The organism is Lysinibacillus sp. FSL L8-0126 (assembly GCF_038630385.1).
Lineage (GTDB): Bacteria > Bacillota > Bacilli > Bacillales_A > Planococcaceae > Lysinibacillus > Lysinibacillus fusiformis_D.
In genome coordinates this window covers 2143234-2156195 of the sequence record NZ_CP152028.1, presented here as the reverse complement: position 1 = coordinate 2156195, position 12962 = coordinate 2143234, and the positions used below count along the sequence as shown (strand labels likewise).

The following is a 12962-nucleotide window of genomic DNA, read 5'->3' as shown; positions in this document are numbered from 1 at the left end:
AAGTACGATCAGATAGAATCCAAAAAGCTCATCCAACTAAAATAGGATGAGCTTTTTGGATTGATTAAATACGGTCTTCTTCTCGAATATCTGCAAGTGGGACAAAGATTTCAATGTGACGCTTCAGATTTTCAAATGTAGCCGGTGCGTCTCCGCCATATTCGCCATCTAGGTTAAGATGGACTTCGTTTTCAGTCGTGACTTTGACAACGCTGGCTTTTTTATAAATGACACGATCGTCATTTAAATGTTCGCCTCGTAATGCCATAGCAGCTAGTTGAATAAACTCTGGAAGGCTTACTTTTTTCAGTACTATTACTGTAAAGTAACCATCATTAATACTCGCATCAGGGGCAAGTTTTTCAAAGCCACCTACTGAATTCGTTAAACCACATAGGAACATCATGGCGTCCCCATCAAATACTTCGCCATCATATTCAATACGCATATGGGAAGCTTTGATGGATGGAATCATTTCTACTGCCTTTACATAATAGGCTAACTGACCAAGCATTGTTTTCATTTTACTTGGTACTTCATAAGTGAGTTCTGTAATGCGTCCCCCAGCAGCAATATTAATGAAATAGCGTTCGCCATTTAAGAGACCCACGTCCACTGGTAATGTGTCGCCTTGAATTATAATGTCTACAGCCTCATCAATATTTCGAGGAATATGCACAGCACGGGCAAAATCATTTGTAGTGCCCATCGGAATTAGACCAACTTTCGGACGGTTTTCAAATGGACTTACACCTGAAACAACTTCATTTAATGTGCCATCTCCACCAACTGCGATGATGATATCAAAACCACGCTCTACCGCATTTTTTGCTGCAAGCGTTGCATCTCCCTCACATGTTGTTGCATGACAGGATGTCTCATAGCCTGCTACCTCTAGTTTTTCCAACACCTCTGGTAGATGTTTCTTAAATACTTCGCGTCCAGATGTAGGATTATAAATGATTCTTGCTCGTTTCATAACATACCTTCCTGCTTCATAAGATTCTATTTCATTCAACGAAATTCTACGTTGAAATGTTGCAATGCTCTTGTTATTTTTGTAATGCGTTTGTTACCTGTTTTTTAAAGTCCTCATAGACATACGTCCAGTAAGTTGAGTTCGAGATATTTTCCTCTCGAATTTCTGCATAAAGAGCTTTTTGAGCTTCTTCAAATGTTGGATCTTCTTTATCTGGTAAACTCGCTCGTTTCGTTACGACTAACTCTTGTAATTCAGGCGCACGTGGTCCCCATTTTCCTACAACCTCACCTGCATCATCTAACAACAGATAAATCGGGATAGCACGACCACCGTTTGTTAAATAACGATCAATTAACTCTGTATCAGCATCGCGAAAAACGGTACGCATTTCTAACCCTGCCGCTTCAGCAACACGACGAATAATAGGGTTGTTTAACATAGCGTCTCCGCACCAATCTTCTGTAATAGTTAAAATTTTTGGCTGCTTATCTTTTAGTAATTCGATGAAGCCATCGTTTGTTGGCACTTCAAAACCATCATAAATACGGAAGCTCTCTTCTTTCAACGTCGTCATGTTCTCCATATATTGTTGTATCGAAATAGCTTCTTGAAAATATTGTTGTTCAGTTTTCATTGGCTCGTCCCCCTTATTATTGTCTATTCTATATTTTGCTATGAATACTCTTTTTAAACAACTATTAAGTGTTATAAATTGCAAATTAGTTACATTTTTGAAAATTAATAGCCGAGGGAGCAATAAAGCTCTCTCGGCTATTATGTTACAACGAGTATTATCGTTTGGCAATTTCTTGTTGTAATAATTTATTAACCATTGGAGGGTTGGCTTGACCTTTTGTTGCCTTCATAATTTGACCAACTAAGAAGCCAATCGCACGATCTTTACCATTTTTAAAGTCTTCGATGGATTGTGCATTGTTATCTAAAACTTCTGTTACGATGGCTAGCAGTGCACCTTCATCGGAAATTTGAACTAAACCTTTCGCCTTCACAATATCCTGTGCAGAACCACCGTTTTCTACTAATTCAGCAAATACTTTTTTACCGATCTTAGAAGAAATTGTTCCGTCAGTGATCAATTTCACCATCTCAGCAAGGTTTTCTGGTGTTAGTGCAGTATCTTTAAGATCTTTTTGTTCCGCATTTAAGTAAGCTGAAACATCACCCATTAGCCAGTTAGCAGAAAGTTTCGCATCTGCACCGTTCACAATCATTGCCTCGAAGAAGTCTGAGATTTCTTTAGAAATAACAAGAACTCCTGCATCATATGGTGTTAAGCCTAATTCTTCTACATAACGTTTTTTACGAGCATCTGGAAGCTCAGGAATTTCTGATTTCACTCTCTCTAGCCATGCATCATCAATCGAAAGACGAACTAAGTCTGGCTCTGGGAAGTAACGGTAATCATCTGTTCCCTCTTTCACACGCATTAAAATTGTTTTACCTGTTTTTTCATCGAAACGACGTGTTTCTTGCTCAATAATACCGCCTGATAATAATACATCTGCTTGACGTAATTCCTCATGCTCTAAACCACGACGAACATAGTTGAAGGAGTTCAGGTTTTTAAGCTCCGTTTTTGTGCCAAATTCTTCTTGACCATACGGACGAAGAGAAATGTTGGCATCACAACGTAATGAGCCTTCTTCCATCTTACAATCAGATACGTCTGTATATTGAATAATTGATTTTAATTTTTCTAGGTAAGCATATGCTTCGTTTGGTGTACGAATGTCTGGCTCAGAAACAATCTCAACAAGTGGTGTACCTTGACGGTTAAAGTCAACTAATGAGTGATCCCCAGCATGTGAAAGTTTACCAGCATCTTCTTCCATATGAAGACGTGTAATACCGATACGTTTTGTATAGCCGTCTACTTCAATATCGATCCAGCCGTTTTTACCGATTGGTTTATCAAATTGTGAAATTTGATAAGCTTTCGGATTATCTGGATAGAAGTAGTTTTTACGGTCAAATTTTGTTTCTTGTTCGATTTCCATATTAAGTGCAAGTGCAGCACGCATTGCGAAATCTACTACATTTTTGTTAAGGACTGGTAGGACACCAGGGTACCCTAAATCAATTACTGTTGTATTTGTATTTGGTTCAGCACCAAAATGAGCTGGTGCTGGTGAGAAGATTTTTGAGTTTGTTTTCAACTCAACGTGTACTTCTAAACCAATGACTGTTTCAAAGTTCATGTTATTTTCCCTCCCACATTTGAGGAACTTGTTTATGGAACTCTGTTGCTTGTTCAAAAGCATGAGCTACACGGTAAATAGTTGCTTCATCGAAGTATTTACCAATAATTTGTAAACCAAGTGGTAGTCCGTTTTCAAAGCCACATGGAATTGAAATAGCAGGTACTCCAGCTAAGTTCATCGGGATTGTTAAAATATCGTTCGCATACATTGTCATCGGATCATCGACGTTTTCACCAATTTTAAATGCTGGTGTTGGGGATGTAGGCCCAATGATAACATCAAAGTCTTCAAATACTTTGTCGTAGTCTGCTTTGATAAGTGTACGTGCTTGTTGCGCTTTTTTATAATACGCATCATACGTGCCGGCACTTAGTGAGTAAGTTCCAAGCATGATGCGGCGTTTTACTTCATCACCAAAACCTTGTGCACGTGTTTCTTTATAAAGGTCCATCAAATTTGTAACATTTTCTGCACGGAAACCATAACGGATACCATCGAAACGAGATAAGTTAGAAGACGCTTCAGATGAAGAAAGGATATAGTATGCAGCAAGTGCATATTTTGAATGAGGAAGTGATACTTCTTCTACAGTAGCACCTAGGCCTTTTAATACCTCTAATGCAGTAAGCACTGATTGACGTGCTGCCTCGCCAACACCTTCACCAAGGAATTCCTTTGGTACAGCAATACGTAAGCCTTTTACATCACCAGTAAGCGCTGCAGCGTAATTTGGTACCTCTACGTTTGCCGATGTAGAATCATTTGGATCTAAGCCTGCGATGGCTTCTAATAATAGCGCATTATCTTCAACGTTGCGTGTAATTGGTCCAATTTGATCTAAAGAAGAGGCAAATGCAACTAGACCAAAACGAGATACACGACCATATGTAGGCTTCATCCCTACAACACCACAGTAAGCTGCTGGTTGACGGATTGAACCACCTGTATCTGAACCAAGAGAGAATGGTACTTCACCTGCTGCTACTGCTGCTGCAGATGCACCTGAAGATCCCCCTGGTACGTGGTTTAAGTTCCATGGATTTTTTGTTGTTTTATAGTATGAGTTTTCGTTAGAAGAACCCATTGCAAACTCGTCCATGTTTAATTTACCAACTGTAATCATGCCAGCTTCACGTAACTTATTGACAACAGTGGCATCATAAATTGGCATAAAGCCTTCTAGAATTTTAGAGGCACAAGTTGTTTCTAAACCTTCTGTTACGATGTTGTCTTTCACACCGATTGGAAGACCAAACAGTGGTCCACGCTCTTCAAATGGGACTTTATCCATTTCAGCAGCTTGTGCAGTTGCTTTTTCTTCGTTTGAAGCAAGGAATGCTTGTACATCGCTGTCAAGCTTTGCAATACGCTCGTATGCTTCTTTCGTTAAGTCAGCGATTGATAAGTTACCTGCTTTCATTTCCGCTTGTAACTCCTTAGCTGAACGTTCAAATAACGTCATGAGGAATCCTCCTATGTTTTAGTATTACATGATAGCTGGTACTTTTACTTGACCATCTTCTTGTTCTTTTACGTTTAACATCATTACTTCACGGTCTAAACCTTTTACAGCTACGTCTTCACGCATTACATTCACTAGTGGTAAAACGTGAGTTGTTGGTTCAACATTCGTTGTATCTAGCTCATTTAACTGCTCCGCAAAGTCTGTAATTTTTCCAAGCTGTTCAGCAAATTTCTCTGCTTCTTCTTCTGTAATAGCAAGACGTGCTAAATTTGCCACGTGCTTTACTTCTTCTTTTGTTAATTTAGCCATTTTTCACACCTCCGAATACTGGTTCAATTCATTGTTTTTATTGATAACAATAGGGTTGAATAAAGTTAACCATGCCAATAATCATAACATTTTTCATATTAAAAATCACAACTTTCACTAAAAATATAGAAACTTTCACTACTATAACAAAGTGTTGTCTCTATCTACCTATTGTGTCCCTCTAATTCTAGCCATCTACATAAAAATATAGCCAGCACAAAGGCTGACTATATTAATCATAGACATGCACGTAAGGGTCCTTATCATTGGCCTTCTTAATGATTAATGCCTCTGGGCCATTTATAGAAGTAACGCTCACCTCAACATGAATATTATCAAATTGATTGATTAGAATACCCGTCAAATATTGCGTAAAGCCTATTATTTCTGCTTTACCGAAAAATTGGATTGGAATTTCAATCGAAAGATTTTGTATTTGCTTATTACGATAGAAGCCTGTTCCGATCACACTTGTATAATTCGAGAAATATTTATCAACGTCTTGCTTAAAAATTTTGAAGTTATTGCTGACATCTCGGTAAACATCCTGTGAATCATCAGTTGGGAACAAGACATAATTTTCATCGATACCTTCCCACTCTGCAATACTGTTCTGTCCAGCTTTTGCTATACCATAGCTAAAATATGACCCTGGAATAATTTGATTGCGAGCTTGCTGCTTAAACAAACCAACAACAATTGGTACATCTTTTAACTCTTCGCGTGTACGTAAACGTGAAACAATTTCAGCGGCCATTTTTTTGCCTTGCTCAACAAGTTCAGCTTCTGAAATTGGTTTTTCGTAATATTCGCCATACTGTTCTTTTTGGTAATAATAAATAGAGTTTAAGGCAAGACCTATTGAAATTCCGCCTAATTTCACTTTATTATCATTCGTTTTTGTTAAGTAATTTTGCTCTACAATGTGGGATAAATAAACGGGAGCCTTCGTTGCCCGTTCTTCTGGTGTCATTGTGTCTGTGGTCGGCGGATTTAATCCATCTTCTGTTTGTGAACTACGGGCAAGCCAAGAGCTCACCGTACTTTCAGCTAAATATTGACCTTCTTGGAAGTAATAGTTTTCCGTGTCAAACTCATTTTGAGATAGACGCATTAAACCAGATTCAACTTCCTTCATATCATATTTCGTATAAATATTAGACACAACAAGACCTCTGCTTGCACTCTCTTTATAAGGAATAAGCGTCTTATAATAGGATTCATCAATTTGTATGCTTGGGATAATTGTTGTTTCAGCTTTTTCTTTCTGTTGCGTTTCCTGTGTAAGCTCTGTTTCCTTCTTGTCAGAAGGTACACAGCCGACTAGCATTGCAGCAGCTACGATTGCTGGAATGAGTCGAAAAGACTTCATTATTTAGTGCTCCTTTACTAATAGTCAGTTTTAGGTCGAAGAATCACTCGACGCCATGATGTAATCGTTTCGCATTCTCCCTGTGAGAAAGATATGCTGTCATGCACTTATTAGATGAGGTTAAGTTGTTCAATTAAGTTGTCTTCATTCCAAACTTCGATACCTAATTGCTCAGCCTTTGTCAGTTTAGAGCCTGCATCTGCTCCTGCGATCACAAGGTCTGTTTTTTTGCTGACACTGCCTGTGACAGTACCACCTAACTCTTCTATTTTCGCCTTTGCTTCGTTGCGTGTCAATTGCTCAAGTTTACCAGTTAAAACAATTGTTTTACCTGCAAAGGGACTATCACCTATAGCCACTTCTACTTTTTTACCTTTATACGTCATATTCACGCCTGCCTCAGCAAGACGCTCAATGACTGCACGTGCATCTTCATTGGAGAAATACTCTACTAACGAAGAAGCCATTTTATCGCCAATTTCATAAATCGCTACTAGCTGTTCCTCTGTTGCTACCATTACTGCTTCCATCGAACCAAATTGCTCTGATACGATTTTAGCTGCCTTTTCACCAACATGACGTATACCTAAACCTATTAATAAACGTTCCATTGAGTTTTCCTTTGAGGCTTGAATGGCATTCACTAAATTGGTTGCAGATTTTTCGCCCATACGTTCTAGTTCTACAAGTTGCTCAACTGTTAAATGATATAAATCAGATACATCATGTATTAAATCTGCACGCAATAATTGCTCTACTACTTTATCTCCAAGTCCATCAATATTCATCGCATTGCGCGAAACAAAGTATTTTATGCTTTCCGCAATTTGAGCAAAGCAGGCAGGATTTACACAGCGTAGAGCTACTTCACCTTCAATACGAATCAATTCACTATCACAAACAGGGCAATTTTTTGGCATGACAAAAGGGACTGAGTCCTCTGGACGTTGCTCTATTAGCACACCTACCACTTGAGGAATGATATCACCAGCTTTTCGAATAATGACTGTATCTCCAAGGCGAATATCCTTCTCTCGAATTAAATCTTCATTGTGCAACGATGCACGTTGTACCGTCGTCCCTGCTACTTGTACTGGCGTTAAAATAGCCGTTGGTGTTACTACACCTGTACGTCCTACTGTTAAATCAATAGTAAGTAATGTTGTGACAACTTCCTCTGCTGGAAATTTGTAGGCAATGGCCCAGCGTGGACTTTTGGCGGTGAAACCTAGCTCATCTTGTTGAGCATACCGATCTACTTTGATAACGATACCATCAATTTCGTAAGCTAAATTCGGACGGTTTTCTGTCCAATGCTCTATAAAGGCCATGACCTCTTCAACTGTCGAGCAACGCTGACGCTCTTTGTTCGAAGGGAAACCAAGACCCTCTAAATAATCAAGCATTTCCGCATGCCCATCAATACCATATAGCTCACCATCTCCACCAATAGCATAGATAAAAGTTGATAATTGACGACTTGCCGCAATTTTTGGGTCTAACTGACGTAGTGAGCCAGCAGCCGCATTACGCGGGTTAGCAAATAATTCTTCTCCATTGTCAGCACGTTGCGTATTTAATTTTTCAAATGATTTTTTTGGCATGTACGCCTCACCACGTACTTCGATTGTCACAGGATCTTTTAAACGTAGTGGGATCGCTCGGATTGTCTTTAAATTGGCTGTAATATCTTCGCCTACAACACCATCTCCTCTTGTTGCCCCTTGTACAAACACGCCATTTTCATATTTCAATGAAATAGCCAAACCATCTATTTTCAGCTCACATACATAAGAAAATTGGTCTCCAATTGCCTGACGTACTTTACGATCGAACTCTCGTAAATCTGCTTCATTAAAAGCATTTGAAAGACTAAGCATTGGATAATCATGTGTTACTTTTTTAAAGCCCTCAACCACTGCTCCACCAACACGCTGTGTAGGAGAATCGGGATAAATGAGTGATGGATTCGCTTCCTCTAATGCGATCAGTTCATGTAATAATTGATCGTATACACTATCAGCTACAACAGGATTATCTAACACATAATAGGCGTGACCATATTCATGCAATATTTTATTTAACTCCGCTACACGCTGTTCTATTTCGTTCATTTATGTTCCTCCGCTTACGCTTTTTCAATCGGTGCAAATTGAGCTAGTAATCGTTTTATGCCAATTGGTTGTGGAAAGGCGATATCAAGCTCTGTACTATCACCTTCACCTTTTACACTGACTACCATACCCGTTCCCCATTTTTTATGAATCGCCTTATCTCCAGCCTTCCAGCCAAATTGATCTCCACCCGTTGCTTGTAAACGAGCTGTAGCAGGCTGTGTTTGTTGAATAGCACCAAGCGTGCGCTTTTGATAGCCAGCTGTTGAACGATTATTAGAGGCAAACGGTAACTTTGATTCTGCACCTGCCTTAGAAATGGACTCTGTAATGTCTTCTGAAATTTCACCTAAGAATCGGGAGGCGTTATTAAAGCTTGAACGACCAAAAATTGTTCGGCTTTGTGCACATGTTAAATAGAGACGTTCCTCAGCTCGTGTCACGCCAACATACATAAGACGGCGTTCCTCTTCCATCTCATCTTGATCGTCTAAAGAGCGTGAATGTGGGAATATATTTTCCTCCATACCGATAATAAAGACAATAGGGAATTCTAAGCCTTTAGCGGCATGCATCGTCATTAAAATAATATTGCCCTTAGAAGCATCTTCTTTATCTAGTGCATCAATATCAGCAATAAGAGCTAAATCTGTTAAAAAAGCAATTAAGCTTTTATCATCACTGCGCTCCTCAAAAGCCTTTGTGACAGATAAAAACTCTTCAATATTCTCTAGACGACTTTCTGCTTCAATTGTTTTTTCATTTTGCAGCATTGTACGGTAGCCTGATTTATCGATGACTTGCTCCACAATTTCAGTAACAGATAAATAATCCTGCATCTCTGTAAAGCCTTTAATCATTGCATAAAATTGCTCAGCTGAATTTGCTGCTTTCCCAGTTAGACCCATGAATACAAGATCATTCATCGCATCAAAAATGGAACGATCCTGATCAATCGCATAGCGTGCCATTTTTTCAAAGGATGTAGCTCCAATACTACGCTTCGGCTCATTAATAATACGTGCCAGTGATAAATCATCATCATTATTGGCAATCAGTCGTAAATAAGCTAGTAAGTCTTTAATCTCTTTTCGATCATAGAACTTTGTTCCGCCCACTATTTGATAGGCCATATTGGATTTAACAAGTACTTCCTCCATCACACGTGATTGAGCATTCGTACGATATAAAATAGCAAAGTCATCAAATGAACGATTTTCTTTTTCAATTAATTGCTGAATCGTTTGTACAACAAATTGCGCTTCTTCTTGCTCATTATAAGCTTTATATAAGGCAATTTTTTCACCCTCTGCATTTTCTGTGCGCAGTTCTTTTGGGTAACGTGTTGTATTATTTTGAATGACGTCATTTGCCGCCTGTAGGATGCGTTTAGTAGAACGATAATTCTGCTCAAGCATTATGACCTTGGCGTTAGGATAATCCTTTTCAAAAGATAGGATATTGCCAATGTCAGCACCACGCCATCGATAGATGGACTGATCGGAGTCCCCTACAACACAAATATTTTTAAATTTCTTTGCCAGTAACTGTACAAGTAAATATTGAGATTTATTCGTATCTTGGTACTCATCTACATGAATATATTGAAATTTATTTTGATAGTATTCGAGCACTTCAGGCACACGTTTAAACAATGTAATCGTCGTCATAATCAAATCATCAAAATCGAGCGATTGATTGCGGCGTAGTCTTTTTTCATAGCCTTTATAGACACGTGCAACGGTTTGTTCATAAGGGTTTTTATCGTTCATTTGTCCAGCGTAATCGTCAGCAGTAATACATTCATTTTTCGCTGCACTAATCGCATTTAAAATCGCTCGTGGCTCAAAACGTTTAGGGTCAATATTCTCATCCTTCATCACATTTTTGATGACTGATAGCTGATCAGTGGAATCTAAAATGGAGAAATTACGAGATATGCCTAGTTGATCGATATTACGACGTAAAATTCTTACACACATTGAGTGGAAAGTAGAAACCCACATACTATCGCCGGTACCATTCCCTAGAACGCCATCAATACGCTCGCGCATTTCTCGTGCTGCTTTATTCGTAAACGTAATCGCCAAAATCTTTGATGGATATACTTCCTTTTCTATCACTAAATAAGCAATACGATGTGTTAAAACACGTGTTTTTCCTGACCCAGCACCTGCCATAATAAGTAACGGTCCATCAGTTGTTTTGACCGCTCTTTCCTGTTCAGGATTCATTCCTGCTAGTAAATTTTTTGTTAACTGTTCCATTTTGCACCGCCTTACAAACATTTGTTCTAAAATTATAACGTATTTTTAACAGCCTTAACAGTCGCAAGTGCAGCTTTTAAATCATCATATATAATATTTCCAACTACTACCGTATCTGCAAACTGTGCCATTTCCTCCGCTTGCTTTGCAGATGTTATGCCTCCACCATAAAAGAGCTTCGTATGTTTCAGCTCGTTTTTCACTGCGCGAACTACCTCTAGATCCCCATACATCCCGCTGTACTCGACATAAAATACAGGCAATTTAAAGAAATTTTCCGCCATGCGTGCATAGGCCACTACATCGTCAATCGTTAAATCCGTTTTCGCACCTGTTACTTGTGCTACTTTACAATCAGGATTTAAAATACAATATCCTTCTGCTACCAACTCTTCCCACACCATGATATCTCCGTACTCTTTTATGGCCTCATGATGTAAATTTTTAATCCATTTTGGATCATCACTATTTAATACCGTTGGAATAAAATAATAATCATATCCTGGAGTTACCGCATCAATTGTAGAAATTTCAAGCGCTATTGGTACCTCAAAACGACGTACACGAACAAGCAAATCTAATACGCCATCTAATGTCACATCATCCGTACCACCTACTAAAATGACATCTGTGCCTGACTCACAAATTTTTTCTAGTGCCTCATCTGAAATGTCCTTAGCTGGATCTAGCTTGAACACATGTCTCCATTCTAAATAATCCATTTAATTGACCACCTATCATTTTCTATCTATTCGTTTACAAGTATAGCTTATGATTCACGACAAAAAAATGAAAAAGACTGAGCAGAACTTCTACCCAGCCTCTTTCCCTACTATTCTTTTGGTGCTTGAAACGGTTTTTCATCAGGATACAAACGACCTAACATTTCATCATATGTATCATTCCCATAATCGAAGCAGCGACGCACACGTGAAATAGTTGCTGTACTTGCTCCTGTTTCCTTTTTAATGGATTCATAGGTTTTCTTCAAACGCAATAAATGTGCAACCTCAAAGCGTTGTGCCAACGATTGAATTTCACTAATCGTACATAAATCATCAAAAAACTTATAGCATTCTTCGATGTCTTTCAACTCTAACACGGCTTTAAATAATTGATCTGTTTGATGCCCCCGAATTTTTTCGATTTGCATGCAATTTTCCTCCCTTTAAGGCTGCGTTTTCACCATTGCTTGTAACCCTGGTGAAGATGGTACGAAATGAACCCACGACTTTCCTGGTACAAGCTTTACAGGCTCCCCTGATTGCTCTACAGCCATTGGTATTCCATTAACGTTCGTCCATTCAACTTCCCTCAAATAGCCATTTTGAAATACATACGCATTTCCACCAGACGTTAAATCAATTGCTTGGCGACCAACATCATCAATGGTTTGATGGTCCATTTCAAAAAATAGTACATTTGCCAATGATACTGTTTCGCCTGTTAACATATCCTTTGTGTCCACGCCAGCCGATTGTCGTTCATAGTGATTACTTTGATGATCATACACATACGAGTTGTGGAAATCTTCATTCTTTCCATAGTAAATATCAACTTGACTTGTTTCAATGCCTATTTTACCACGTTCATCGGGTTCATAAAAAGTCTGAAGTACTTTTTCACTGTAATTCATTGAAGCGCCTACCATTTCAGCACCTTTTAGGATGTTTTCGGATGTAATATATGAATTATGCGGAGCCACACGGTCCCTGGAACGACTAAAAAGTATACCATCATAAGCCATTCCATTGATATGATCGACGATACGATGATCGAGCATCGTTTTTGCCTCTGGACTATAGCCATGCGCTACATAAAAAGCATCAAATCCCTTTGCCATATCAATGAAATAGGAGCGTGCACTTCGAACTGGACCAATATTTTCAGGTAGCTCACTTTGGTATATTGCTAAAAAGCGTGTCACATTGCCTTCCGCAAGCATTTCATAAATGACATCTGCATCAGCCAATCCAGATTGTGGACGTGCTGCTGGATGATTATTAATTGTGACCATAATAGGCCGCTGTGTAATTTCTTCTAGCACAGCCTCCCCAGTGAGTGGAGCCACGAATTTGGGTTGTTGAACAGGCTCCTCCCCAACCGTTTCTTCCTCCACTATAGAGTCATCGTCTTCTTTGACTTTTGGTGTATCCTTTGAACATCCACCGATCAACAAAGCACTAAATGCCATTGCAATCCATAATTTCTTTGATTTGAACACAAGCATA

General features: G+C 38.9%; 11 protein-coding genes. All 11 read right to left on the bottom strand.

What is annotated here, in order from left to right; all coding sequences use genetic code 11:
- Positions 1-64: 64 nt before the first annotated feature.
- On the bottom strand, positions 65-979 hold the full coding sequence (locus MHI34_RS10470) for a diacylglycerol kinase (protein WP_036123451.1): 915 nt from the start codon (positions 977-979) through the stop codon (positions 65-67).
- A gap of 73 nt (positions 980-1052) precedes the next feature.
- On the bottom strand, positions 1053-1616 hold the full coding sequence (locus tag MHI34_RS10465; RefSeq protein WP_036123452.1) for a thioredoxin family protein: 564 nt from the start codon (positions 1614-1616) through the stop codon (positions 1053-1055).
- A gap of 157 nt (positions 1617-1773) precedes the next feature.
- Positions 1774-3201: an Asp-tRNA(Asn)/Glu-tRNA(Gln) amidotransferase subunit GatB gene (gene gatB, locus MHI34_RS10460; RefSeq protein ID WP_036123454.1), complete on the bottom strand. Its 1428-nt coding sequence runs from the start codon at positions 3199-3201 to the stop codon at positions 1774-1776.
- Between the two features lies 1 nt (position 3202).
- A complete protein-coding gene (gatA, locus tag MHI34_RS10455; protein WP_058844195.1) occupies positions 3203-4666 on the bottom strand; it encodes an Asp-tRNA(Asn)/Glu-tRNA(Gln) amidotransferase subunit GatA in 1464 nt (487 codons plus the stop codon).
- A 24-nt stretch (positions 4667-4690) separates the two neighbouring features.
- On the bottom strand, positions 4691-4978 hold the full coding sequence (gene gatC, locus MHI34_RS10450) for an Asp-tRNA(Asn)/Glu-tRNA(Gln) amidotransferase subunit GatC (RefSeq protein WP_004225708.1): 288 nt from the start codon (positions 4976-4978) through the stop codon (positions 4691-4693).
- 232 nt (positions 4979-5210) lie between these two features.
- Positions 5211-6350 (bottom strand): CamS family sex pheromone protein, encoded by a 1140-nt coding sequence (locus MHI34_RS10445; protein WP_036123459.1) that lies wholly within the window; start codon positions 6348-6350, stop codon positions 5211-5213.
- A 110-nt stretch (positions 6351-6460) separates the two neighbouring features.
- Positions 6461-8464 (bottom strand): NAD-dependent DNA ligase LigA, encoded by a 2004-nt coding sequence (gene ligA / locus MHI34_RS10440; RefSeq protein WP_089934637.1) that lies wholly within the window; start codon positions 8462-8464, stop codon positions 6461-6463.
- A 14-nt stretch (positions 8465-8478) separates the two neighbouring features.
- Entirely contained in the window at positions 8479-10731 is a 2253-nt protein-coding gene (gene pcrA / locus MHI34_RS10435) for a DNA helicase PcrA (RefSeq protein WP_089934640.1), read from the bottom strand.
- Positions 10732-10763: 32 nt separating this feature from the next.
- The gene (locus tag MHI34_RS10430; protein WP_101966911.1) at positions 10764-11453 is read right to left on the bottom strand and encodes a heptaprenylglyceryl phosphate synthase; all 690 of its coding nucleotides are present in this window, start codon (positions 11451-11453) and stop codon (positions 10764-10766) included.
- A gap of 110 nt (positions 11454-11563) precedes the next feature.
- Positions 11564-11884, bottom strand: a complete 321-nt coding sequence (locus MHI34_RS10425) for a YerC/YecD family TrpR-related protein (protein ID WP_004225717.1) — start codon at positions 11882-11884, stop codon at positions 11564-11566.
- A 15-nt stretch (positions 11885-11899) separates the two neighbouring features.
- Positions 11900-12961 carry a DUF3048 domain-containing protein gene (locus MHI34_RS10420; protein ID WP_271911029.1) on the bottom strand — a complete coding sequence of 354 codons (1062 nt, stop codon included), beginning with the start codon at positions 12959-12961 and terminating at the stop codon, positions 11900-11902.
- Position 12962: the final 1 nt, after the last annotated feature.

Coding starts and splice junctions, on each gene's coding strand:
- MHI34_RS10470 (WP_036123451.1), bottom strand. CDS start 979: ATGAAACGAGCAAGAATCATTTATAATCCTACATCTGGACGCGAAGTA.
- MHI34_RS10465 (WP_036123452.1), bottom strand. CDS start 1,616: ATGAAAACTGAACAACAATATTTTCAAGAAGCTATTTCGATACAACAA.
- gatB (WP_036123454.1), bottom strand. CDS start 3,201: ATGAACTTTGAAACAGTCATTGGTTTAGAAGTACACGTTGAGTTGAAA.
- gatA (WP_058844195.1), bottom strand. CDS start 4,666: ATGACGTTATTTGAACGTTCAGCTAAGGAGTTACAAGCGGAAATGAAA.
- gatC (WP_004225708.1), bottom strand. CDS start 4,978: ATGGCTAAATTAACAAAAGAAGAAGTAAAGCACGTGGCAAATTTAGCA.
- MHI34_RS10445 (WP_036123459.1), bottom strand. CDS start 6,350: ATGAAGTCTTTTCGACTCATTCCAGCAATCGTAGCTGCTGCAATGCTA.
- ligA (WP_089934637.1), bottom strand. CDS start 8,464: ATGAACGAAATAGAACAGCGTGTAGCGGAGTTAAATAAAATATTGCAT.
- pcrA (WP_089934640.1), bottom strand. CDS start 10,731: ATGGAACAGTTAACAAAAAATTTACTAGCAGGAATGAATCCTGAACAG.
- MHI34_RS10430 (WP_101966911.1), bottom strand. CDS start 11,453: ATGGATTATTTAGAATGGAGACATGTGTTCAAGCTAGATCCAGCTAAG.
- MHI34_RS10425 (WP_004225717.1), bottom strand. CDS start 11,884: ATGCAAATCGAAAAAATTCGGGGGCATCAAACAGATCAATTATTTAAA.
- MHI34_RS10420 (WP_271911029.1), bottom strand. CDS start 12,961: ATGCTTGTGTTCAAATCAAAGAAATTATGGATTGCAATGGCATTTAGT.